The 23,886-nt window shown below is 48.6% G+C and carries 23 protein-coding genes and 1 pseudogene; all 24 read right to left on the bottom strand.

Features of this window, described 5'->3' with window-relative positions:
- Window positions 1-48 precede the first annotated feature (48 nt).
- The 24 genes and pseudogenes from BQ9856_RS07860 to cobM all read right to left on the bottom strand — a co-directional run bounded on the left by BQ9856_RS07860 (window position 49) and on the right by cobM (window position 23,886).
- Window positions 49-1,854 carry a sensor histidine kinase gene (locus BQ9856_RS07860; protein ID WP_077610534.1) on the bottom strand — a complete coding sequence of 602 codons (1,806 nt, stop codon included), beginning with the start codon at window positions 1,852-1,854 and terminating at the stop codon, window positions 49-51.
- Window positions 1,854-3,470 (bottom strand): response regulator transcription factor, encoded by a 1,617-nt coding sequence (locus BQ9856_RS07855; RefSeq protein ID WP_077610533.1) that lies wholly within the window; start codon window positions 3,468-3,470, stop codon window positions 1,854-1,856. Before BQ9856_RS07855 ends, BQ9856_RS07860 begins: the two co-directional genes overlap by 1 nt.
- Window positions 3,471-3,526: 56 nt before the next feature.
- Entirely contained in the window at window positions 3,527-4,162 is a 636-nt protein-coding gene (locus BQ9856_RS07850) for a precorrin-8X methylmutase (RefSeq protein ID WP_200801276.1), read from the bottom strand.
- A 24-nt stretch (window positions 4,163-4,186) separates the two neighbouring features.
- Window positions 4,187-5,728, bottom strand: a complete 1,542-nt coding sequence (locus BQ9856_RS07845; protein ID WP_077610531.1) for a cobyric acid synthase — start codon at window positions 5,726-5,728, stop codon at window positions 4,187-4,189.
- A gap of 4 nt (window positions 5,729-5,732) precedes the next feature.
- Window positions 5,733-6,821, bottom strand: coding sequence for a pyridoxal phosphate-dependent aminotransferase (locus tag BQ9856_RS07840; protein ID WP_077610530.1), 1,089 nt, complete (start codon window positions 6,819-6,821; stop codon window positions 5,733-5,735).
- 56 nt (window positions 6,822-6,877) lie between these two features.
- Window positions 6,878-7,879 carry an adenosylcobinamide-phosphate synthase CbiB gene (gene cbiB / locus BQ9856_RS07835; protein WP_077610529.1) on the bottom strand — a complete coding sequence of 334 codons (1,002 nt, stop codon included), beginning with the start codon at window positions 7,877-7,879 and terminating at the stop codon, window positions 6,878-6,880.
- A 21-nt stretch (window positions 7,880-7,900) separates the two neighbouring features.
- A complete protein-coding gene (locus BQ9856_RS07830; RefSeq protein WP_077610528.1) occupies window positions 7,901-8,311 on the bottom strand; it encodes a bifunctional adenosylcobinamide kinase/adenosylcobinamide-phosphate guanylyltransferase in 411 nt (136 codons plus the stop codon).
- A gap of 26 nt (window positions 8,312-8,337) precedes the next feature.
- Window positions 8,338-9,153, bottom strand: a complete 816-nt coding sequence (locus BQ9856_RS07825) for an adenosylcobinamide-GDP ribazoletransferase (RefSeq protein ID WP_328587243.1) — start codon at window positions 9,151-9,153, stop codon at window positions 8,338-8,340.
- A gap of 198 nt (window positions 9,154-9,351) precedes the next feature.
- The gene (locus BQ9856_RS24515) at window positions 9,352-9,492 is read right to left on the bottom strand and encodes a hypothetical protein (protein ID WP_159441967.1); all 141 of its coding nucleotides are present in this window, start codon (window positions 9,490-9,492) and stop codon (window positions 9,352-9,354) included.
- A gap of 30 nt (window positions 9,493-9,522) precedes the next feature.
- Window positions 9,523-10,659 (bottom strand): sodium ion-translocating decarboxylase subunit beta, encoded by a 1,137-nt coding sequence (locus tag BQ9856_RS07820; RefSeq protein WP_077610527.1) that lies wholly within the window; start codon window positions 10,657-10,659, stop codon window positions 9,523-9,525.
- Between the two features lie 334 nt (window positions 10,660-10,993).
- Window positions 10,994-11,236 (bottom strand): annotated as a pseudogene (locus tag BQ9856_RS07815) ([FeFe] hydrogenase H-cluster maturation GTPase HydF); the annotation flags it as partial.
- A gap of 280 nt (window positions 11,237-11,516) precedes the next feature.
- Window positions 11,517-11,657 carry a hypothetical protein gene (locus tag BQ9856_RS24510; protein ID WP_159441967.1) on the bottom strand — a complete coding sequence of 47 codons (141 nt, stop codon included), beginning with the start codon at window positions 11,655-11,657 and terminating at the stop codon, window positions 11,517-11,519.
- Between the two features lie 30 nt (window positions 11,658-11,687).
- Window positions 11,688-12,824, bottom strand: a complete 1,137-nt coding sequence (locus tag BQ9856_RS07810; RefSeq protein WP_077610527.1) for a sodium ion-translocating decarboxylase subunit beta — start codon at window positions 12,822-12,824, stop codon at window positions 11,688-11,690.
- 334 nt (window positions 12,825-13,158) lie between these two features.
- The gene (hydF, locus tag BQ9856_RS07805) at window positions 13,159-14,355 is read right to left on the bottom strand and encodes a [FeFe] hydrogenase H-cluster maturation GTPase HydF (protein WP_077610526.1); all 1,197 of its coding nucleotides are present in this window, start codon (window positions 14,353-14,355) and stop codon (window positions 13,159-13,161) included.
- A 34-nt stretch (window positions 14,356-14,389) separates the two neighbouring features.
- Window positions 14,390-15,805: a [FeFe] hydrogenase H-cluster radical SAM maturase HydG gene (gene hydG, locus BQ9856_RS07800; protein ID WP_077613296.1), complete on the bottom strand. Its 1,416-nt coding sequence runs from the start codon at window positions 15,803-15,805 to the stop codon at window positions 14,390-14,392.
- 85 nt (window positions 15,806-15,890) lie between these two features.
- The gene (locus BQ9856_RS07795) at window positions 15,891-16,142 is read right to left on the bottom strand and encodes a TM1266 family iron-only hydrogenase system putative regulator (RefSeq protein WP_077610525.1); all 252 of its coding nucleotides are present in this window, start codon (window positions 16,140-16,142) and stop codon (window positions 15,891-15,893) included.
- Window positions 16,143-16,313: 171 nt separating this feature from the next.
- Complete coding sequence (locus BQ9856_RS07790) at window positions 16,314-16,868, bottom strand: bifunctional adenosylcobinamide kinase/adenosylcobinamide-phosphate guanylyltransferase (protein WP_077610524.1); 555 nt, start codon at window positions 16,866-16,868, stop codon at window positions 16,314-16,316.
- Complete coding sequence (gene cobT / locus BQ9856_RS07785; RefSeq protein WP_077610523.1) at window positions 16,868-17,947, bottom strand: nicotinate-nucleotide--dimethylbenzimidazole phosphoribosyltransferase; 1,080 nt, start codon at window positions 17,945-17,947, stop codon at window positions 16,868-16,870. The genes BQ9856_RS07790 and cobT overlap by 1 nt, the downstream gene beginning before the upstream one ends.
- Complete coding sequence (locus tag BQ9856_RS07780) at window positions 17,944-19,350, bottom strand: cobyrinate a,c-diamide synthase (RefSeq protein ID WP_235839178.1); 1,407 nt, start codon at window positions 19,348-19,350, stop codon at window positions 17,944-17,946. Before BQ9856_RS07780 ends, cobT begins: the two co-directional genes overlap by 4 nt.
- On the bottom strand, window positions 19,343-19,915 hold the full coding sequence (gene cbiT / locus BQ9856_RS24790; protein WP_200801274.1) for a precorrin-6Y C5,15-methyltransferase (decarboxylating) subunit CbiT: 573 nt from the start codon (window positions 19,913-19,915) through the stop codon (window positions 19,343-19,345). Before cbiT ends, BQ9856_RS07780 begins: the two co-directional genes overlap by 8 nt.
- Window positions 19,916-19,918: 3 nt before the next feature.
- Window positions 19,919-21,328: a precorrin-6A reductase gene (gene cobK, locus BQ9856_RS07775; protein ID WP_077610522.1), complete on the bottom strand. Its 1,410-nt coding sequence runs from the start codon at window positions 21,326-21,328 to the stop codon at window positions 19,919-19,921.
- Window positions 21,321-22,061, bottom strand: coding sequence for a precorrin-3B C(17)-methyltransferase (gene cobJ, locus BQ9856_RS07770; RefSeq protein WP_077610521.1), 741 nt, complete (start codon window positions 22,059-22,061; stop codon window positions 21,321-21,323). The genes cobK and cobJ overlap by 8 nt, the downstream gene beginning before the upstream one ends.
- On the bottom strand, window positions 22,058-23,125 hold the full coding sequence (locus tag BQ9856_RS07765; RefSeq protein ID WP_235839177.1) for a cobalt-precorrin 5A hydrolase: 1,068 nt from the start codon (window positions 23,123-23,125) through the stop codon (window positions 22,058-22,060). Before BQ9856_RS07765 ends, cobJ begins: the two co-directional genes overlap by 4 nt.
- A complete protein-coding gene (gene cobM / locus BQ9856_RS07760; RefSeq protein ID WP_077610520.1) occupies window positions 23,122-23,886 on the bottom strand; it encodes a precorrin-4 C(11)-methyltransferase in 765 nt (254 codons plus the stop codon). Before cobM ends, BQ9856_RS07765 begins: the two co-directional genes overlap by 4 nt.

Here is a 23,886-nt window from a genome sequence, read left to right as displayed (position 1 = left end):
TGCCCATGCTTCTTGGGCATAGAGGTATACCCGCAGGGTATTTCCTTTTTATTGCCCATGCTCTTTGGGCATAGAGGTATACCCGCAGGGTGTTTCCTTTTCTATCATAGTGCTATAGGAAACCGCCGGAAGATGGATGGTGATGGCCGTCCCTTCATCCGGCTCCGAATCAATGGTCAGGCCGTACTTTTCTCCAAAATACAGCTTGATCCTTTCATTCACATTCTTTACGCCGATCCCTGACCCCTTTTTCGAGGTGGTATGAGCCTGTTCCGAAAACAGGCCGGACACCTGCTCCTCCGTCATGCCAAGGCCGTTATCCTTCACGGTCAAATACAGAGCCTCCCCCGTTCTCCAGACATTTATGGCAATTTCCCCCTCTCCATCCATGAATTCCATCCCATGATAGATCGCATTCTCCACTAGAGGCTGAAGCACCAGCTTTAAGCATGTAAGTTCCATACATTCCTCCGCCGCATCAATCTGATAGGAGAATTTATTTTTAAAGCGCATATGCTGGATCATCAGATAATTCCGGACATGCTCCAATTCATCTCGGACTGTAATGATGCTTTTTCCTTTGCTCAAACTGATCCGGAAAAACCGGGCCAGAGCGGTCACTACTTTTACCGCCTCCGCCTTCTGCTCGTTTTCGATCATCCATACGATGATATCCAGTGTATTGTAAAGAAAATGGGGGTTGATCTGCGATTGAAGGGTGTCAAATTCCTGTTTTCTCTTGGCTTCGTGCTCCGCCACGATATCATCCATAAGAACGCGGATCTGTTTTGCCATATTTTTAATGGAATTCCCAAGATGCTGGATTTCATAGGAGCCTCCGATGGAAACAGGAGTTTCTAAATCCCCTTCTTCCAGAATGCCCACGGATTTTTCCAGCTCCTTGATCGGGTTCGTGATGCGGGATGAGATATAAGAGTTGATAAGAGCCAGAATGAACAGGATCAGGGTTATCAGAAACACAATAAAAAGCCTGGTCTTGATGGAGTTTAAGGAAACCACATTTTTGGGAGTTACCCCAACGACCTTCCACCCGGTATAGCCAATGGATTTTACCGTAATGATCCGTGTCTTGCCCTGAAATTCTTCCCGGTGGTTCCCATCCTTGTACCCTGCCGCTATCTTGTTGTTCTCCTGCATCCGTCCGGAATCGATCAGCTGGATCTTGGGATGGTATAAGATCTCCCCGTCATTGCTGATCAGATAAACATAACCACCCTTCCCGGTCGTCACCCCATCAAAAAGGTGCTCCAGGCTGGAATAGCTTAAATCCACCAGAAGAACGCCCTGAGTGGTGGAGGTTCCCTCCGTCAGCTCCACAGCCCTTGATAAGGAAACCACCCACCGGTACTGGTTCTCATTGTTCTCGAAGACATACTGGACATGGGGATAGGAAAAATGCTGGTTTTCCGTCTTTTCCAGGGCATTTAAAAACCACTCTTCCCGGGTTACATCAAGGCTGTTTTTCAGCCTTGCGGCAGGGACCGCCTCCACCATGCTGCCGGACTGGGAAAAGAGAGCGATGTTGTCTACACTGTCCTTATTGTTGTCATATAGAAGAGTGATTTCATTGTTGATGGACTCCGAAGAAAGGTCCGCGTTTTTAACGGCTCCGTAATACAGGGAATCCGACAGCTTCATGACCGTACGGAGATAGGATTCCACCGACCTGGCAACCTGATTAATGAGGCTCTGGTTTTCCTCCTGTACCATTTCCCCAACCTGGGTGGAGAGGCGCTGGTATAAGGAAAAGGTGATCAGAAGGCTGGCTGCCAGAGCGGTCACGGTAAAATATACAAAAATGGTATAACGAATGCTGATATTCTTTTTTTCCATTACCTGGCTCCACGGAATTTAGTCGGCGATACGCCGAACTTCTTCTTGAATACATAGCTGAAATAGTTTTGTTCCTGATATCCGACCTTTGCTGCGATCACATAAGTCTTGTCATCGGTTTTATTGAGCAGCTCCACTGCTTTATTCAGCCGGAGGTCCGTTAAATAAGCGATATATGCCTGTCCTGTTTCCTTCTTAAACATGGTGGAAAAATAGGCGGGGCTCATGTGCAAATGGCGGCATATCATCTCCACGGATAAGTCCGGGTCCTGGTAGTGGTCCATGATATACTGCTTTGCTTCCTGGATCACCTGGCGTGTGGTAATATCACGTTCCTGATTGATGGCCTGGTTCATTTTTTCCGCTATTTTAAACAGCCACTGGCCAAATTCCTCTTTCTTTTGAAGCTTGCCGAAAACTTCCATATACTCCAGCTCGCCGCCCATGATATCTTCCAGCGCCAGGTCATACTGCTGGATCATCTGAATGACGCTGTTTAAAACCCCAAACATATAGACCTGCTGCTGGCGGTAATGGACTTTTGCAGATTCCATCTTATCAATGATTCTGGATACCGCTGTCTTGATCTTTTCGTCAGGGCCGAATTTAATGGCTGAAATCAGGTCAGCCTCCATCACACTGTCAAACTCCAGCTTCCCGACTCCCACCGGCTCCATGTCGTTGATATATATGGTGCTCCCCCTGCCGGCTATGGCTTTATATCCCAGCGCGTCAATGGCTGACTGGTAAGCTTCCCGGATACCGGACAATTCCCCGCAGCTGTGGCCGATCCCGATGGTAACCGGCACCTCCAGGATACGCCTGGTCTCTTTGCAGATATCTCCCAGCACGTCAATGAGCCCTGTTGTGGAGTTATCCTCATCAAGAGCTACAATCACCACCATGCCGGCCTCAGAAGCGGACTGGAAAAGGGCAAAACGGCAATACCCCTCCAGCTTTTCCCTCACGATCTGCATAACGGAAATAGGAATCAGTTCTTCCTCATTGTGAAGGGAAAGATTTTCCCTGACATCCCCCTTTTCCACATCAATGGCCGCGATGATCCATTTTCTGGCCCCCATCACGGGCACGTCATATTCCTTAAATTTCTGTTCCACCAGTTCCTTTGGAAGATTTTTGTGAACCAGGTCATTGAAAAACTGCTCCCGTATAATAGGAAGGCTTTTCCGGTAATTCTCCCGAAGGCGGCTCAAGTTCCTTTTCTCGTCTATCTCCTGATCCAGATTCGCCTTTATCCTTTTTAATATGGAAGTTAGTTCCTCCACATTAACGGGCTTTAAAATGTACTCGGTCACATTCAGCTTGATCGCTCTCTGGGCATATTCAAAATCATCGTACCCGGAAAAAATCACCACCTTCATGGACGGATACCGCTGACGGACCTTTTCCGCCAAAGCCAGGCCATCCATGTAAGGCATCCGGATATCCGTCAAAACCACATCCGGTTCCAGCACCTCGATTTTTTCCATGGCATCCTCCCCGTTTTCCGCATCCCCCACTACGCGGAATCCGGCTGCCTGCCATTCGATTTTCTTGATGATGCTCTTGCGCACTTCCTCTTCATCGTCCACTAAAATTATGCTGTATAAATCCATGCTGTTCATTCCCCTTTTAAGAAATCCCCTTCGGGTAAACCAAGAAACTGTTTGCGTTACTGTATTTGATAAAGCAGGGCATTTACGATTGCTGCCGCCACATTGCTGCCGCCCTTTCTCCCCTTTGCCACAATAAACGGGACATCGGACAGGGACATGATCATCTCCTTGGACTGGACCACATTGACAAAACCGACCGGAACTCCGATGATCAGCCTGGGCCGGATCTTCCCTTCTTTTATCAGCTCATAAAGGCGTACCAGGGCAGTCGGTGCATTCCCCACTGCAATGATACAGTCTTCCGAAAGACCGGCAGCCTTATCCATGCTGGCGCACGCCCGTGTGGTCCGGTTAAGCTTTGCATATTCCGCCACATCTTCATCTGCCATAAAGCAGTCCACACTGCACCGAAGCCGGTTTAAAGCACCTTTATTAATGCCTGCTTTCCCCATATTGGTATCCGTTATGATCCGGATCCCCTCTTTTAACGCTTCAAGCCCTTTTTTCACTGCATGAGGGGAAAAGACCAGGTTTTCCGCATAATCAAAATCCGCGGTGGTATGGATCACCCGTTTGATCACCAGTTCATTTTCCGGGTCAAGAGTTTTTTCTCCAAGTTCCATCGTTATCAGCTCAAAGCTTCTCTTTTCTATTTCTTCGGGGAGTACCCGCTCCAGTTCGTAAAGTTTCATCTGTTCCTCCATGTTTTTCTTCGGCTAACGCCGGCTTTCCGTTTCCCCCTTTATGCCCATTATCCCATAGATCCGCTCCATGTCAAGGCTTTCTCTTAAGAGCATTGCCAACCGGTCATACTGCTCTTCTTTGTATTCCTGATAAGGAAGGCTTTCATTCAGTTCAATGGAAAGCCCCTTCTTTTTAATGAGGGCTTTTACTATTGTTTCGGCAACCCCTTCCTTATCAAAAAAGCCATGAATGTAAGTGCCATATACATTTCCCTTCTGGCAGCCATCCATTTTGGCCAGGTGGGAACCGGACTGGCTTTCCATTACATAGGCCAGGGGAGGTACGGAACGCGTTGTTTCACCCATATGGATTTCATAGCCTTCCACTTCCATGCCGGAAAGCTCCTCAAAAATACCTTCCACGCCTGTACAGGCCCCTGCAACCCTTGTTCTGGTTTTTTCTTTTCCGAAAACAGTGCGGACAGGCAGAAGTCCCATACCCCTCACAGGAGAAGCTGCTGCCTCCGATTCCACACCGTCCGGATCAAAAAGGCTTTCTCCCAGCATCTGGAAACCGCCGCAGACGCCAAAAACAGGGATTTTATCCGCTTCCAGCTTAGAAACTGCCGCCTCCAGACCATTTTGGCGCATCCAAAGCAAGTCCCCGACGGTATTTTTGCTTCCGGGCAGAATGATCATATCAGGATTTCCCAGTTCAGACACACGGTCCACATAGCGCAGGTGAACTTCCTGCATGGTGGAAAATACTTGAAAATCCGTAAAATTGGATATTCTCGGCAAACGGATCACTGCAATCTCCACTGCCGTACGCTCTGTTTTCCTGCTGCCTGCCAGGTGGTCAGAAAGGCTGTCCTCATCTTCCAGATCCACATCCATATAGGGAACCACGCCTGCGACCGGTATGCCGAGCCTGTCCTCGATCATTTGAAGCCCCGGATCCAGAAGGCCCTTGTCCCCGCGGAATTTATTGACGATCAGGCCGCCGATTAAGGCCCTCTCTTCCGGCTCTAACAGCATCACGGTTCCATATAACTGCGCAAACACGCCTCCCCGGTCAATGTCTCCCACCAGAAGGACCGGCGCATCCGCCATCTTTGCCATCCCCATATTTACAATATCATCCTGCTTTAAATTGATCTCCGCCGGACTTCCGGCCCCCTCTATTACAATGATATCATACTCGTTTGAAAGCTTCCCAAAAGCTGCTTTGATCTCCGGTATCAGCTTCTTTTTGTACGCAAAATACTCCTTTGCAGGCATATTGCCGATGGACACGCCGTTTACAATCACCTGGGAGCCGGAGTCATTAGTCGGCTTTAACAGGATCGGGTTCATGGCCGAATCCGGCTTTACGCCTGCCGCCTCTGCCTGCACCACCTGGGCCCGCCCCATTTCCAGTCCTTCTTCTGTGATATAGGAATTAAGGGCCATGTTCTGGGATTTAAAAGGAGCCACCCGGTAGCCATCCTGCTTAAAAATACGGCACAATCCGGCCGCAATCAGGCTTTTTCCCGCATTTGACATGGTTCCCTGTATCATGATCGTCTTTGCCATTTCGTTACTTCCCTTCTGCTACTATGGATTCTAATATGGAAAGAAATTTTAAATTTTCTTCCCGCTGCTTTACGCAGATGCGGTAATATGTGCCGTCAAGCCCCCGGTAATTGGCACAGGAGCGTATCAGGACTTTCCGGTCGAGTAACTGTCTGTACAGCAGTTTCTCTTTTGTAAGGGCTTCCGGCCTTGTATCCCGGAAAAAAATATAATTCGCCATGGAATCAAACAGTTCAAAACCAAGCCCGGACAGATTCTTTTTAAAAAACTCCCGTTCACAGGCAATGAACTTTCTTGTTCGTTCCACATAACCGGTTTCCTTAAGCGCTGCTGCTCCGGCCGCCTGGGCAAGGGAGGAGACACTCCAGGGCTGGCGTATGAGATTCATCCGGTTTAGCACCTGCTGGCTGCAGCATATGCCATAGCCAAGCCTCAGCCCTGCCATTGCATATATTTTGGTAAATGCTTTTAAGAGGAAGACATTTTCATGCGTTCCGTCTTGAATCACATTAAGGACCGAATAACGCTCCGGTTCCTGTAAAAACTCATTGAAGCATTCGTCCACCACGCAAAAAATCCCTCTGTCCCTGCAAAAATCAAGAAACCCTGACATGTTGTCTCTCTCTATGGCAAAGCCGGTGGGATTATTGGGATTACATAAAAAAACCATCTGGAAAACAGTCCCGCTCTTCTCCATCCAGTCCATGAGTTCCTTTTCTGGCAGCCGGAAGCCCTCTTCCTCTTTTAAGTCAAAATACGTGACATTACAGGAGGCTGCCCAAAGAGCCTGTTCATATTCCAGAAAAGAAGGGGCAATTAAAAGGGCATTTTCCGGTTTAACCGCCTGCACAACCTGAAAAATCAAGTCTGCTGCTCCGTTTCCGCATATGATATGTTCCGCGGAAACGTTATGGAACTTTCCCAGTTCCTGTCTAAGATGCGCGGACCGGCTGTCCGGATAACAGGAACAGCTGTCCACTGCTTTATAAAGGGCCTCCCGTACTCCCTGTGGAAGCCCCAGAGGGTTTATATTGGCTGAATAGTCCATTGTTACGCAGTTGGTATAAATATCCCCGCCATGCTGATATTCCATATTTTTTCTCCCAGATAAAATTTTATTTACGCAAATAACGAGCCGGATGAGCCTGTTTACAGGCTCACGATAATAAACAGGATAAGAACCGGAACCAGGGCCAGCAGATATGTAACAGTCATCAGGCAATTAGCCCTGCGGATATCCTCATGCTCCACCGGCCTGATGGCATCTCCAATGGTCGGTTTTTCATATAATTTTCCAAAATAAAAGGCGTTTCCCGCCAGTTCAATTTGAAGAACTCCGGCACAGACCGCTTCGGTCTGGGCGGAATTGGGGCTTTTATGTTTAAAACGGTCTCTTTTAAATATTTTGATACCATTTCTCCCATTGTACGGGTTTTCTTTTTTTCCCCTTAATCCATAAAAAAACTGGCACACATATCCTGCTCCTATCATGAACACCGCCGATAATCTGGCCGGAATGAAATTGCAGATATCATCGAGCCTGGCGGCTGCCCGGCCAAACCATAAGTACCGGTCATTTTTATATCCCACCATAGAATCCATAGTATTGACTGCTTTATAAAGAAAAACTCCCGGGCCGCCGAAAAGCGTCATGGCAAGCAGGGGAGCTATGATTCCATCCGAGGTGTTTTCCGCTACGGTTTCTACCGCTGCTTTTGTAATTCCCGTGCCGGTCAGGGTTTTTGTATCCCGTCCCACAATCATGGAAACAGCCTTTCTGGCCTCTTCCACATCATTCATATTGAATGCCTTGTAAACCTTCATGCTTTCGGTCCGGAGAGACCGCCATGCCATCATCTGGCAGCACATCATGCTTTCTACGAAAAAGCCTGCATAGGGAGAAAGAAAACAGGCTCCGGCAAATACTGCTGCAGATATGGCTCCCGTGGTGAAAAGCACAATTACTACCAGCCATGTACCGGCTGCCAGTTCCCCCTCTTTCCCCTGAGGGAACCGCTTTCTAAGCCATTTCTCCAGCCGGCTTATAAGGGAACCGATCCCGCAGACCGGATGCCAAATCCAGTGCGGATCTCCCAAACACATATCCAGAAAGCAGCCTGTAAGCACTGCTAATAAATGTAGTCGTATCATTGCTCCAATCCTAACTTTCGTCTATTTAATCTGCGTGGCAATTCCGCACACCAGACGGTAAACCTGTTTTGAAGTCCGGGCAAGCCTTACAGAGGCCCTTCCGGCCGCTTCCCTCCATTCCCGGTCTGACCGGTCCGCCGGCACGATGCCGCATCCCAGTTCATCGGAAATAATGATGGCATCCGGATTTTGTTGTTCTATGGTATCCAGAAACGCCTCCACGCTTTTTCCTTCTTTCAGAAGCCGTCTTATATACTCGTGGAACCCGTGGATGATCTGACAGTCCACGGCAGCTTCATAACTGTCTATCCCGCCTTCCGCCACTCGATATGCTGCATTTCCGCTGTCTGCGGTTATATTGTAATGACGTTCCGCCAGTTCCATGGCAAATGCCAGCTTCCCCTGCCACGCTCCGCCAATGATCAGTATCATATCCTGCCCCCTTTATCCTATAATGATTATACCCAATGGGAGACCACAGCCAGTCCGGCCACCAGTGCCAGCTCACAGATTTGAAGGAAATATCCGGCCAGATCTCCGGTAATTCCGCCAAATTCCCGTTTTGCCATGGTATAATAATATCCATAAACAAATAACGACACAAAAAAGGCTGCCGCTGCAGCAACCGGCCCTCCCAAATACCAGACCCCCAGCTCTGCCCCGGCTGCATAACCAGCCATCACAATACCAACGGTCCGCTTCCGGGCAGCACCGGAAAACGACGCTGCAAGTCCGCTCGTCTTTGCCATCGGAAACGTAACAACAGCCAGTCCGCTTAATGCCCTGGTCATGATGAATATCATACAATAAGCCGGTATCATATGCGGTTCAAGCTCCCGAAACGCAGCCAGATAAAGAAGGAGATAGACACCGCAGCCGATGATGGCAAAAGCGCCGGTATGGGGATCTTTTAATATCTCAAGCTTCCTTTCCCTGTCCGCATGGGAAGACTTCGCGTCAATCACATCCAAAAAACCGTCCATGTGAATCCCGCCTGTAATCACGATGGGAAGGATTACCGGAAGGATCTGCCTGAAATGCAGGAAATCCAAAGAACTGCAGACCGAATAGGCGCCCATTACAAGCAGACCGATTACGGCTCCGATTAACGGGAAAAAACACATAGCGTATCTCAGCCGTTCCTTTGTCCACTCCACCTGAGGTATAGGTATGCGGGAATACATGGAAAAAGCAATAATAAAGCTGCCCAGAAGATTCAATATCATCTGCGTAACTCCCGAAAGTTCTGATTGATCAATCTCCGGATTTTTCACAAGTCTTCCTCCTTTTGATGTATAAACATACTTTAAGTCCCGGCATTTAAAATAATAATATCACAGAAACTGGAAAATGTCATTGCCATTCAAAACACCTGATTCTGTTTTTTTATAGAAAAAGAGCCATTGCCCAACGATCCGTTGGTTTTGCAACAGCTCCTTAAAGTCTGACCATGAAGCATGGAACGTATGGTCTCAATTATCCTTCCGATCCAGGAAGTTTCTTTCAAACCATTGGAACAGCATGATTAGTAAGGTGATGATTATGATAACCACAAAAATACTGACCATACCTTTCCACATAATATCAAGTGTAATCAGAAATTTATCGAACATAGCTGGCTCCTTTCAAAATGCAGCAGGGATTCATAATAAGGTCGTCAGGAGGTTTAAGATAATGCCGCCTGCTAACACGGAAGCAATCTGGCCGGAAACGTTGGCACCAATGGCATGCATCAGCAGATGGTTTGTAGGGTCTTCCTTAATCGCCATCTTCTGTACCACCCGGGCCGACATGGGAAAAGCGGAAATACCGGCCGCTCCGATCATGGGATTGATCTTATTCTTGCGGAACAGGTTAATGAATTTTGCAAACAGAACGCCGCCTATGGTGTCAAATACGAATGCAATGAGGCCAAGACCAAGGATAAGCAGGGTCTGCCAGGTCACAAAAGCTTCCGCTCTCATACTGAAGGAAACGGTGATACCAAGCAGCAGAGTAACCAGGTTGGCAAGTATGTTTTGTGCCGCATCCGATAAACTGTTCAGAACGCCGCATTCCCTAAGCAGGTTGCCAAACATTAAAAAGCCAACCAATGAAACGGACTGGGGTGCGACAAAGCCGGCAATGATTGTTACTGCAATGGGAAATATAATCTTAATTCTTTTCGATACGGACACCGGATTATAAGGCATTCTGATAAGACGTTCTTTTCTGGTGGTAACCATCCTGATCGCCAGCGGCTGTACCAGCGGAACCAGTGCCATATAGGAATATGCTGCTACGGCAATGGGGCCGATGTAATTTGATTTAAGGATCTGCGACACCAGGATGGAGGTCGGTCCGTCAGCCGCACCGATGATGCCGATGGAAGCGGCATCGGAAAGGCCGAAGCCCAGCAAAACGGCAACGGAAATGGTAAAGAAGATACCAAACTGTGCTGCAGCACCGAATAACATCATAATGGGATTGGATAAAAGAGGGCCAAAATCAATCATGGCTCCGATACCGATAAATAAGAGCAGCGGCAGCGCCTCGGAGGCTTCAATTCCTGATTCAAACAGCCACTGAATGATGCCATGGGTATTCCCGATACCAGGAAGTGTCTGATCAATAACACCGGATAAGGGCAGATTAACCAGAATCGCGCCAAATCCCATCGGAAGAAGAAGCGACGGTTCATAGCCCTTTTTAATGGCAAGATAGATCAATAAGATACCTACGAGGTACATGATCAATTGGGGAATGGTAATAGAAGCAATACCTGAAAGCAAAAAGTCCATTGTAAATCTCCCTTCGTTCTTGTGCACTTTTAGTATAGACAGAATCGCCGGCAATCTATGCAGTTCCACCCGATCTTAACCTTAAAAAGACAAGACCTGTATCCTAAAATTAGGATACAGGTCTTGTCTTTTCAAATTAAACCAGAACATTTCTGTCCACGATGTTGATTTAACTGCATTTCTGTAAAAGAAACCCTATTCCATTACAGTATGCTGACTACTCCCCTATATCTGATTAACATTACAGTAGCACAAGCCTTTCCGTTAGTCAACCTTTATTTCCATTTTTTAACATATCAAAATATTTTTTTATACTTTTTTAACACCAGACCGGTTATAAAAGCTTCTCTTCCAGATGGGGAAATATCTTTAAGCTCCTCTTTAAAATTCCTTTCATATGAGCGATGGCAGTACCATAATTCGTAAACGGAACATTTGCGTCAGCAGCACATTTTCTCCGGTACTCCATCTCCCTCTCATTTAACATGCATCCGCCGCAATGGATGATCAGCCGGTAGACTGATAAATCTTCCGGAAACTCCCGCCCGGATGAGGTTTCAATCAAAAGCTCCTTCCCNAATAATAAAGCTGCCCAGAAGATTCAATATCATCTGCGTAACTCCCGAAAGTTCTGATTGATCAATCTCCGGATTTTTCACAAGTCTTCCTCCTTTTGATGTATAAACATACTTTAAGTCCCGGCATTTAAAATAATAATATCACAGAAACTGGAAAATGTCATTGCCATTCAAAACACCTGATTCTGTTTTTTTATAGAAAAAGAGCCATTGCCCAACGATCCGTTGGTTTTGCAACAGCTCCTTAAAGTCTGACCATGAAGCATGGAACGTATGGTCTCAATTATCCTTCCGATCCAGGAAGTTTCTTTCAAACCATTGGAACAGCATGATTAGTAAGGTGATGATTATGATAACCACAAAAATACTGACCATACCTTTCCACATAATATCAAGTGTAATCAGAAATTTATCGAACATAGCTGGCTCCTTTCAAAATGCAGCAGGGATTCATAATAAGGTCGTCAGGAGGTTTAAGATAATGCCGCCTGCTAACACGGAAGCAATCTGGCCGGAAACGTTGGCACCAATGGCATGCATCAGCAGATGGTTTGTAGGGTCTTCCTTAATCGCCATCTTCTGTACCACCCGGGCCGACATGGGAAAAGCGGAAATACCGGCCGCTCCGATCATGGGATTGATCTTATTCTTGCGGAACAGGTTAATGAATTTTGCAAACAGAACGCCGCCTATGGTGTCAAATACGAATGCAATGAGGCCAAGACCAAGGATAAGCAGGGTCTGCCAGGTCACAAAAGCTTCCGCTCTCATACTGAAGGAAACGGTGATACCAAGCAGCAGAGTAACCAGGTTGGCAAGTATGTTTTGTGCCGCATCCGATAAACTGTTCAGAACGCCGCATTCCCTAAGCAGGTTGCCAAACATTAAAAAGCCAACCAATGAAACGGACTGGGGTGCGACAAAGCCGGCAATGATTGTTACTGCAATGGGAAATATAATCTTAATTCTTTTCGATACGGACACCGGATTATAAGGCATTCTGATAAGACGTTCTTTTCTGGTGGTAACCATCCTGATCGCCAGCGGCTGTACCAGCGGAACCAGTGCCATATAGGAATATGCTGCTACGGCAATGGGGCCGATGTAATTTGATTTAAGGATCTGCGACACCAGGATGGAGGTCGGTCCGTCAGCCGCACCGATGATGCCGATGGAAGCGGCATCGGAAAGGCCGAAGCCCAGCAAAACGGCAACGGAAATGGTAAAGAAGATACCAAACTGTGCTGCAGCACCGAATAACATCATAATGGGATTGGATAAAAGAGGGCCAAAATCAATCATGGCTCCGATACCGATAAATAAGAGCAGCGGCAGCGCCTCGGAGGCTTCAATTCCTGATTCAAACAGCCACTGAATGATGCCATGGGTATTCCCGATACCAGGAAGTGTCTGATCAATAACACCGGATAAGGGCAGATTAACCAGAATCGCGCCAAATCCCATCGGAAGAAGAAGCGACGGTTCATAGCCCTTTTTAATGGCAAGATAGATCAATAAGATACCTACGAGGTACATGATCAATTGGGGAATGGTAATAGAAGCAATACCTGAAAGCAAAAAGTCCATTGTAAATCTCCCTTCGTTCTTGTGCACTTTTAGTATAGACAGAATCGCCGGCAATCTATGCAGTTCCACCCGATCTTAACCTTAAAAAGACAAGACCTGTATCCTAAAATTAGGATACAGGTCTTGTCTTTTCAAATTAAACCAGAACATTTCTGTCCACGATGTTGATTTAACTGCATTTCTGTAAAAGAAACCCTATTCCATTACAGTATGCTGACTACTCCCCTATATCTGATTAACATTACAGTAGCACAAGCCTTTCCGTTAGTCAACCTTTATTTCCATTTTTTAACATATCAAAATATTTTTTTATACTTTTTTAACACCAGACCGGTTATAAAAGCTTCTCTTCCAGATGGGGAAATATCTTTAAGCTCCTCTTTAAAATTCCTTTCATATGAGCGATGGCAGTACCATAATTCGTAAACGGAACATTTGCGTCAGCAGCACATTTTCTCCGGTACTCCATCTCCCTCTCATTTAACATGCATCCGCCGCAATGGATGATCAGCCGGTAGACTGATAAATCTTCCGGAAACTCCCGCCCGGATGAGGTTTCAATCAAAAGCTCCTTCCCCGTAAATTCCCGCAGCCAGCGTGGAAGCTTTACGGTTCCAATATCATCGCACTGTCTGTGATGACTACAGCCTTCGGAAATGAGTATCCTGTCCCCATCCTTTAATTCCGCAAGGGCGGCCACCCCTTTTACGGCGTCCTCCAGAAAGCCCTTATACCTGGCCATCAGGATCGAAAAGGAAGTAAGGAGAATATCTTCGGGCGTATCTTTGTTGACCTGCTCAAAAGCCTGGCTGTCCGTTATGACAAGGGCCGGCTTCTTTCCCAGTTTTTCCAGGGTCCCCTTTAATTCCGTATCGCGCACTGCGGCCGATATTCCTCCTGCCTCTAGGATATCCCGCATTACCTGCTGCTGCGGCAGGATAAGACGGCCCTTCGGCGCTGCCTTATCAATGGGGATCACTAAAACCACCAGATCATAGGGATCCAGTAAATCTCCCACGATCCTCATTTTCATATCTCCGGTATTTACAAGTCCTCCGATCCGCTCCTTTAATTCATGGATAAACAGGCCTTCTTCCGCACTGACGGAAAGCCCGTCCGGAAAGAGCTGTTTACCGGTTAAGTCACATTTATTATAGGCAACCACGTAAGGAATCTTCTTTTCCTCAAACAAACGGATCAGTTCTTCATCTGCCTCCGTTTTTCCAATGGTTCCGTCAACCACCAGAACGGCACAGTCCGCCCGGTTTAAAATCTGCTTTGTTTTTCTTACCCGCATTTCTCCCAGGGTTCCTTCATCGTCAAACCCGGGAGTATCGATGATGACCACCGGACCCATGGGGAGCAGTTCCATGGATTTATAGACCGGATCTGTGGTCGTGCCTTTTACTTCGGATACAACGGACAGTTCCTGTCCTGTTACTGCGTTAACAACGCTTGATTTTCCTGCATTGCGGCGGCCGAAAAAGCCGATATGCACCCGCTCGGAGGATGGTGTTTCATTCAGTCCCATGCTTGTCACCTCTTATCATTATCAGTCTGGTGTATCAGAAACGGAAATCCCTTATTCCTTCTTCAATCTTCTGTAAATGGTCTTCGCAGATCATCCGCACCTTCTCTTTTGGAATGTGATTCAGTTCCGCCGCTATGAGCGCCTCACCGATTTCCGCCGTCTCCCCGGAAGCATAATCCATTAAATATTCTTTTAACGTCATGAGGGCATTAGGCTGACAGCAGTTTTGGATCTGGCCGCTTTTGCACAGGCTCATGAAGCGGTCACCGGTACGCCCTTCCCGGTAGCATGCGGTGCAGAACGACGGAATATACCCCATATCCATCAGCCAGTGAACCACTTCATCCAAAGAGCGCTGGTCGGAAACGTCAAACTGCTCCGTATCGGTAGGACGGATTTCCTCCTGATAGCCGCCCACGCTCGTCCTGGAAGCGCCGCTGATCTGGGATACCCCCAGGCGGATCACCTTTTCTCTCACCTTCTGGCTTTCCCTTGTGGAAACAATCATTCCGGTATAAGGAACCGAAATCCGGATCAAGGCGCAAAGCTTTGCAAATACTTCATCATCGATTCCATTGTCAAATGCGTCCGGATCAATGTCATCGGCACTTTTGATGCGGGGAACGCTGATGGTATGGGGGCCCACTCCATGGACCGCCTCCAAATGCTCCGCGTGCATCAACAGCCCTGCAAATTCATATTTATACATCTCCAGGCCAAACAGCACGCCCAGGCCAACATCATCGACACCGCCTTCCATCGCCCGGTCCATGGCCTCAGTATGGTATGCATAATCATGCTTGGGTCCTGTGGGGTGAAGCTTTTCATAGCTTTCCTTATGGTAGGTTTCCTGAAACAGAATATAAGTTCCGATCCCTGCCTCCTTAAGCTTCCGGTAATTCTCTACCGTGGTTGCCGCAATGTTCACGTTGACCCGGCGGATGGCACCGTTCTTATGCTTGATGGAATAAATGGTATTGATGCAGTCGAGGATATATTCGATCGGATTGTTTACGGAGTCCTCTCCCGCTTCGATCGCCAGCCGCTTATGGCCCATGTCCTGAAGGGCAATGACTTCTTCTGCAACCTCCTCCTGGGTCAGCTTCTTTCTGGCGATGTGTTTGTTTTTCAAATGGTACGGGCAATAGGTACAGCCGTTCACGCAATAGTTGGAAAGATAAAGAGGGGCAAAGATCACGATGCGGCTGCCGTAGAAATCTTTCTTGATCTGTTCTGCCAGATCATAGATCTCCTGTATTTTTTCCGGGATCTCACAGGCCAGAAGCACAGAGGCCTCCCGGTGAGTCAGGCCCTTTAAGAGCCTCGCTTTGGCAATGATCCGGTCGATGAGTTCCGCATTGCCTTTGTTTTTTTCCGCATAATCAAGAGTTTCCAGAATTTCCTCATGGGAAATAAATTCCTCCGCTTTCAGCGATTTTGGATCATACATCATGTTTTTTCCTTTCTTTTGGGTCAGCATCTGCTTCTCCGTCAGTATTTTATTTTATGAGGCCGGGCCTCTTAAAACTGTTTTGTCACGCCTTCACTCCCTGGTAAGCTGTCTTGGAACTGATTCCCTTTAATTTACCGATCTTACCGGTCAGGGCGGATATCATGCTCTGAGGCGCATCCACTGCAATGCTGATGATGCTGACCCCTCTCTTTGGATATGGGATCCCCATGCGGCCAATGATGTACTGCCGGTATTCATGAAGGATCTCATTCAGTAATTCCACCGATTCTTCCTCTTCCACAACGATACCGATCACTGCAATTCTCGTTTCCATCGTTATTCCTCCGTTTTCGTTTCATACGGACAGCCGTACAATGAAAAAGACCGCGCCGGAAAGGCGCGGCAAAACAGACTATCCCTTAAATGCCGAACCTTCTACCTCAAACTTTGTTTTTGGTGTCAGGATGCTACTATGTTATAATAATAACATAATTGAGGATTTTTTTCAATTCATTCCTTTTTTTACTATAACCGGGATCCCGGCAACTACCTCCACGACCGTATCCGCCAGTCCGGCTGTTTTTTGATTGATTTCTCCCAGAACCTTTCGGTAGGCATTGGTTTTTTCGCTGTAGCCGTCTCCATCCGAGAAAACCTCATTGGTCACAATGATAAATTCCTCTGACTGCTCCTTCACATGCCGGATTCCCTCCAATACCGCTTCCACTGCCCGGTCTTCTCCCAGGGGAGGGGCTTCTCCTGTTTCCCCAAGGCCGAAAAGTTCATTGGATACCAGATTTGACATGCATTCCAGAAGAACTGCCATGGGCTTCCCGGATTTTCCCAGATCAACGTCTTTTAAATTCCGATAACGCTCCACGGTTTCAAAATGTTTCCTGGCCCTCATCTGCCGGTGGCGTTCGATCCGTTTCCTGCATTCTTCATCCCAGGGCTTCATGGTGGCGATGTATATCCGCCTTCCCTCCCCCAGCTCCTGGATCAGGCTTTCGGCATACTCCGACTTTCCGCTTCCGCTTCCTCCGATAATCAGCGTAACCATTACACGCCCTCCATTGGCTTATATTCTTCAATATGAATGTCTTCAAAGGAACTCATTTTCGTATAAACATCGGCTGCCATATCCAAAAGCGGGACCGCTGCCACCGCTCCGGTTCCCTCTCCCAGGCACATATGGGCCTGTATGAGCGGTGCCAGCCCCAGTTCATCAAGAAGCCGCCGCCCGGCAGGCTCTGCAGATACATGGGAAGCCAGCATATAATCCCGGCATCCCGGATAAATCCGCTCTGCGGCAAGAGCTGCGGCAGCGGAAATAAATCCATCGATCAGCACAGGAATCCGGCAGATGGCACCGCCCAAAAACACACCGGCCAGTCCGGCTATATCAAATCCGCCCACACTGGCCAGAATGTCTGTCACATCCCGGCACCCGGGTCCGTATGTTTCTATGGCCTCTTTTATGACTTCAAGCTTTTTCCTTAAACCTTCCTCATTTAATCCTGCTCCCCTTCCGGTCAATTCCTCCGGATCTCTCTTAAGAAGCATGGAAGAAACGGCACTGCTGGTAGTCGTATTCCCGATCCCCATTTCTCCGGTGGCAATGAGATGATAGCCTTTTTGTGCCAGTTCCTCAACCAGACGGATGCCGGTTTCCATGGACTTAACCGCTTCAGCCCGCGTCATGGCAGGCTCTTTCCGGAAATTTTTTGTGCCGTAAGCGATTTTTCTGCGAATCAGAGGATGACGGGAACCGGACCTTAAATCTCTGGAAACTCCAATATCCACCGGAAAAACATCCACTCCGGCCCGGTCTGCCATGATGCAGACACTGCTGTTTCCTTCCGTCATATTCTCTGTCACAACGGCTGTTACCTCCTGGCCGGTCTGGGTGACTCCTTCCTCCACGATCCCGTTATCCCCGCACAGTATGAGGAGAGCCCGCCTTCCGATATCCACGTTTGAGGTTCCGCTTATGCCCGCGATCTTTACAATATCATCTTCCAGGATACCCAGGCTGTTAAGGGGTTTTGCTACATGACTCCACCGCAGGCGGGCCATTTCCATCGCTTTCTCATGAAGCGGCCGGATCCGGGACAGATATGTATGAAGCTCATCGTTCATTTTTCCATAGCCTCCTTACATTCCGCTTTCTTAAACCGTTCACAGGCTTCTACGAACCGTCCTGGCAAAACAGGATTTGACGGGTAATAAAAATGAGGAAATCCTGCCAGAAGATTCCCTTCTGCATGAACACAGTCCCAGCTTTTCCGTCCTCCGGGCTTCCGTGCTTCCATCCGGGTTCCGTTATTGGTACTGTCCCAGTAATGGAATTCATGCCCGCGGATGGACTCTCCTTTTTTCAAAAACGCGGCATCTTCCCTGGAAAAAGCCTCGATGTAGCCAAACCTTAAAAGGCGTTCTGTGGGATAAGCCCTTCCGTGGATGATCCCTGCCATAGGATAAATTTTATGTTCTTTTGTCTCCAGTTCATCATGAAGGTACAGGAAACCTCCGCATTCGGCCAGTATGGGCATAGAACGGTCTGATGCGTTTCGGATATCCCTGAGCATGGATTCATTTTCCGATAGCTCCTGTCCGTATAGCTCCGGATATCCCCCGCCAAACAAAAGTCCGCAGATTCCTTCCGGCAGCCTTTTATCGTGAACCGGGCTGAACGGGATCAGCTTTGCACCCATATCTTTCATAAGCTTTAAATTCTCCTGATAATAAAAACAGAATGCTTCGTCTCTTGCGATCCCTATGGGCACCCGGCTCCGGGCGGCTGCTTTAAATGCCTCCGGACCGCTGCCGCCGCAATAACAGGTCAGCGGTCCGGCATTCCCAGCCAGTTCCATGAGTCCTTTGATGTCAATTGTGTTTTCCATCTTAGCGGCCAGCTTGTCTAGCTGTTCCTTGAATCCTTTTAATTCCTCCGGAAGCACCAGGCCAAGATGCCGGCTGTCCAGGCGGCCTTCCTCACATTCCGGCAGATATCCGTACACACGGATTCCCAGCGCTTCCATGGCAGGCCTTAACCGCTCTGCCATGACTTCTGAGGTCCTGTTTAAGATTACGCCGCAAATATGGCTGTCCTCTCTGTATTCCAGGAACCCCTTCATCAAGGCAGCCAGTGATAAACCGGCTCCTTTGCAGTCCAGGACCAGTACGGCCGGCGCCTCCACCGTACATGCCACCTCATAGGAGCTGGCCCGGGTACTGTCTCCCCCGACCCCGTCATAATACCCCATGACGCCTTCTATGACGGAAATCCCGGCCCCGTCTGCCTGATTTACAAACTGTTCCTTCACCCTCTCTTTTTCCAGAAAAAAAGTATCCAGATTTCCGCCGTCTATGCCAAGAACATATTTATGAAACATGGGGTCTATATAATCCGGGCCGCATTTAAAAGACCGGCAGGATATCTTCCTGCCCAGAAACGCATTTAAAAGCCCGCAGGTCATCATAGTCTTCCCGCTGCCGCTTTTCGGGGCTGCAAGCATCAGCCTGGGATATGCATTATTCAAATACGGTTCCTCCTTCCCCTCCGAATGAAACAACATAAACCGGATTCTGTCCCAGCATCAAATGACAGTCCCCTGCCAGCCTGCCTTTTGAAACCTGCACCTGCACGATTTCTGCCGTAACGGAATGCTTTTTAAGCCAGGTTAAAACAGCTCCAAGGGATTCCAGAGCTATGACATTCATAACGATCCGTGCCTTGGGATTCTTTTGCAACACAAGAGCAAGCACTGCTTCCATGGAGCCGGAAGTCCCCCCGATAAATACATGGGTAGGCGCTTCGAGCCCGGTCATGGCCTCCGGTGCCGCTCCTTCCACGATTTCCAGGCAATCGGCACGGAACTTATCCTTATTGGCTCTTATAAGGCTTATTGCCTCCGCCTTTCTTTCAATGGCATAGACCCGTCCCCCGGTAAGGAAACGGGAAGCTTCGATGGATACGGATCCGGTCCCGGCCCCCACATCATAGAGAACGGAATCCGGCTTTAGTTCCAGTTTTGATATGGAAACAGCCCGGACCTCACTTTTGGTCATGGGTACATCTCCGCGGATAAACTGTTCATCTCTCATGCATTACCTCTCAATCAATACCGCTGACAGGCGGTCAAATTCCTGCTGCTCCAAAGCTTCCGGCGTTCCAACGGTGATCCGTTCATCCGGATAGGAAAGCCGTTCCCCCACAGAAAGCCTGATTTCAGCAAATCCCTGTTCCTTAAGAAGACGGCAAAGGCTTTTTACCGTATTGGTTCCGTCTAACAACGCAAAAACCCTGGGACTGCCCCTTAATTCTTCAAGAATATCCCAATCCCTTCCGTGAAGGCTCACAAGCCGCACGTCTTCCCAGCCCGTTTTCAATCTGGAACACAAATAAGAAACGGAAGATACCCCGGGAAAAACTTCGGTACAATACTTTCGGCAGTATGGCTCTTTATTTAACGCTTCCGCCATCTTTCCGGCACCGCTGTAAAAACCCGTATCACCGGAATAAAGGATTCCGATCCGGCGGCACTCCTTATGCTCCTCCAGCCAGGGCAGGATATCCCTGCTTAAATAAAACGGTTTCTGAACGGCATTTGGTATTGCATGGGAAATGCTAAGAAGCATCCTCTCTGCACCAAACACCACATCGCAGGCCTGCAATGCTTTTAACGCCTTTCCGGTCATCTGGTCCGGCCCGCCCATTCCGATTCCGATCAGCGAAACGCTCTTCCTTTCCGGCGGGATGCCAGGCTTTGGACCCAATATATTTTTTGCTTCCTGTACCGTGATTCCTTCTTCTTTTACCGGGCGTCCAACAACAACCGCTGTTATGCCGCATTCCGCTGCAGCTCTTATTTTTTCCGGGAAACCTCCGGCATTGCCGGCTTCTTTTGTCACAAGATACCGTATATCATACTGCTTTATCATGGCCTTGTTCATTTCCACAGAAAAAGGTCCCTGCATGCCGATCAAATGTTTTCCCTTTATCCCCATCTGCTCACAGGCAGAAATCACAGATACGGTCGGCAGCACTCTTGCAAAAACCCGGTCCTCCCAGGAATCCAGGGCCATAAAGAGCGAAAGTTCCTTGCTTCCCGTGGTTACAAGAACATTCCCCTGCCTTTTGCTTAAGGAAAGGACCGCTTCCTCCACCGAACCGGCCCATACAATGCTCTCCTCCTCTTTTGCAGCACATTCCTCCCGGACCACCCTCATGCGCTTCGCTCCGGTCCGTTCACAGGCCGTGAGGATGTTTTGACTCACCGCTGCTGCATAAGGATGGGTAGCGTCAAATACAAGATCAATGCCCATACGTCCCATAAACTGTTCCATCTCGCCGGAATTCATGGGGGATTCCTGTATATGCAGATACCGGCTCTCCGGCAGAACCATTTTCCCATATCCGGTAGCCACACTGACCCATGCGTTTATCCCATTTTCATGGCAGTATTCAGCCAGAATCCTGCCCTCCGTGGTACCCCCGAAAATAAGAACCCTACACATGTTTATATCCTCTTGGTGTTACCATTCTTCCATTTATTTCTTTTGTCATGGAATTCCCGATAAAGATGGTCGTAAACATATCTGCCTGGGCATCCCTTAATTTTTCCAGGGTCATGACCTCCATTTCTTCCTCTTCCCTGCCGATATTCCTTACAAGGCCGCACACGGTTTCCGGACTTTTGTATTCCATGACGGTTTCACAGGCACGTTTTAAATAATCCGCCCTCTTTTTGCTGGAAGGATTGTAAAGACAAATGATCATGTCTGCCTGGGCTGAAGTCCTGAGCCTCTTTTCAATCAAATCCATGGGAGTGAGCAGATCACTTAAGCTGATTACCGCAAAATCATGTCCAAGGGGAGCGCCCAGAAGCGCTCCGCCGCTTAACGCCGCCGTCACTCCGGGGATGATTACGATTTCCAGTTCCGGGTCCCATCGCGCCATTTGAAGAATCAGACCGCTCATGCCGTAAACGCCGGAGTCCCCGCTGCATACCATGGAAACGGTTTTTCCCTTTTTTGCCTCATCAATGGCCAGCCGGCAGCGTTCCTGTTCCCTGCGCATGGGAGTTGTCATAAACTCCTTATCCGGGAAATGTTTCCGCACAAGATCTGCATAAACCGTATATCCTACAATGACCTGGCTCTCTTCCAATGCCTTTACCGCTCTTATGGTCATATCCTCGTAGGATCCCGGGCCGATTCCCACCACGTAAAGTTTTCCTGTTCTGTTCATAATTTTACCTTCCAATCCAGGACAGCCACGGCTACCGTTACGCCGCCCGATGCCTGTTTTTTTACCAGAAGCCTTCCGCCTCCCAGTTTCTCAGCACAGGCAAGGGCTGACCGCTCACAAACATTGTCAACTCCTGTTACCTGCTTTACAAAAGAAGAAGCGGAAAACTCCCCTTCCGTTTCGGCAAGCGTCCGGGCCGGATAGGTGTAAAACCGGATCCCTTTTCCGGCCGCATATTCACAGATCCCTGCTTCTTCTTTTTTTAAATCAATGCTGGCACATGCAATCAGGCCTTCCAGGGATAAATTCCACTCCCCAAAAATCCGATTTACAGCCTTTTCTATCTCTTCTGCCGGAATCCCTTTCCTGCATCCGATTCCCAGGATGAGAAGCTTTGGAACCAGCTTAAAGGAATCCTTTAAAACAGCCTCTTCCGGCTTGTTCTTTACGGTTATCCAAAGGTTCAGCCGGCATGCCTCCCCGGAGACAAGCCCCGGGGGAAGTTTCCCTTCTACCGGAAAATCACTGTAAAATCCAATGGTTTCTCCCCTAAGGACCGCAGCGGAAACCTCTTTTACCCTGCTAAGCCCGGTGATGGCAAGTCCCTGTTTTTTGGCAAACAAGTCAACTGCAAATCCACCATGGTTGTCTGTGGCAGTCGTGATGACCGCCTGTCCGCCCGCAATTCCTGCCGCCCGCTCCGCCAGCTCATTGGCTCCGCCCAGATGGCCGGATAAAAGGGAAATGGAGAAACGGCCCATATCATCCAGGACCACCACGGCCGGATCCACTGCTTTGCTCTTTAAAAAAGGAGCAACGGCCCGGACCGCTATGCCCGCAGCCCCTATGAACACAATCCCGTCTTTCTTCAAAAACTGCTCTTTTGTCCATTCCGTTAACGATGTCTTGAGAGGAACCAGGGATTCCCCGTCTGAGCCGGATTCCAGAAGCTTTTTGGGCCCAAAGCCTTCACACTGGTCTCCGGCCATGGAAAGTCCTTTCATGAGCCTTACGCAGAGCCCGGCTCCGGCCTCCGTAAAGCATACGATAGAAAGCTTCATCATTTCCCGTCCGTCCCCTTCCGGAATTCCGTGGTAAAGGCCGGATCATAAAGCCTGGAACGCTCATAGGCGTTCTGAGCCACTGCATTGCCCACAAGAATCAGAGCCGTTTTCCTTATACTCTCCCGTTTTGCACCTTCGCTTAAGCTTTCCACCGTACAGATCACGGTCTTCTCTTCATCCCAGGTGGCCTTGTAAACGATGGCAGCTGGCGTATCCGGAGCATAACCGCCCTTTATCAGTTCTTCTGCCAAAGCATCTAACATCCCTGTGCTTAAGAAAATCACCATGGTGGTGCCATGGGCTGCAAAGGAAGCGATGGATTCCCGCTCCGGCACCGGCGTCCTGCCTGCCATACGGGTAATGACCACACTCTGGGATACCCGGGGAAGGGTATATTCCATCTTAAGTGCCGATGCCGCACCGCAAAAGGAGCTGACCCCCGGGCAGACATCATAAGAAATCCCCCTTGCGTCCAGCTCGTCCATCTGCTCCCTTATTGCGCCATAGATACAGGGGTCCCCGGTATGGAGCCGTACCGTCGTCTTTCCTTCTTTTTCCGCTTTCTCCATCACAGCGATCACTTCCTCCAGGGTCATTTCCGCGCTGTCATAAACCTGGCAGCCTTCCTTTCTCCCTTCTAACAGAACCGGATTTACCAGAGAACCTGCATAAATGATCACATCTGCCCGCAGCAGCAATTCCTTTCCTCTTACCGTGATTAAGTCCGGTGCTCCCGGACCTGCTCCCACTATATGTACCAT

It is taken from the genome of Clostridium sp. Marseille-P2415, from assembly GCF_900155545.1.
Taxonomy (GTDB): Bacteria; Bacillota; Clostridia; order Lachnospirales; family Lachnospiraceae; genus Lacrimispora.
Note: the sequence above shows the minus strand (reverse complement) of the source record. Positions and strands in the feature narration are given on the sequence as shown.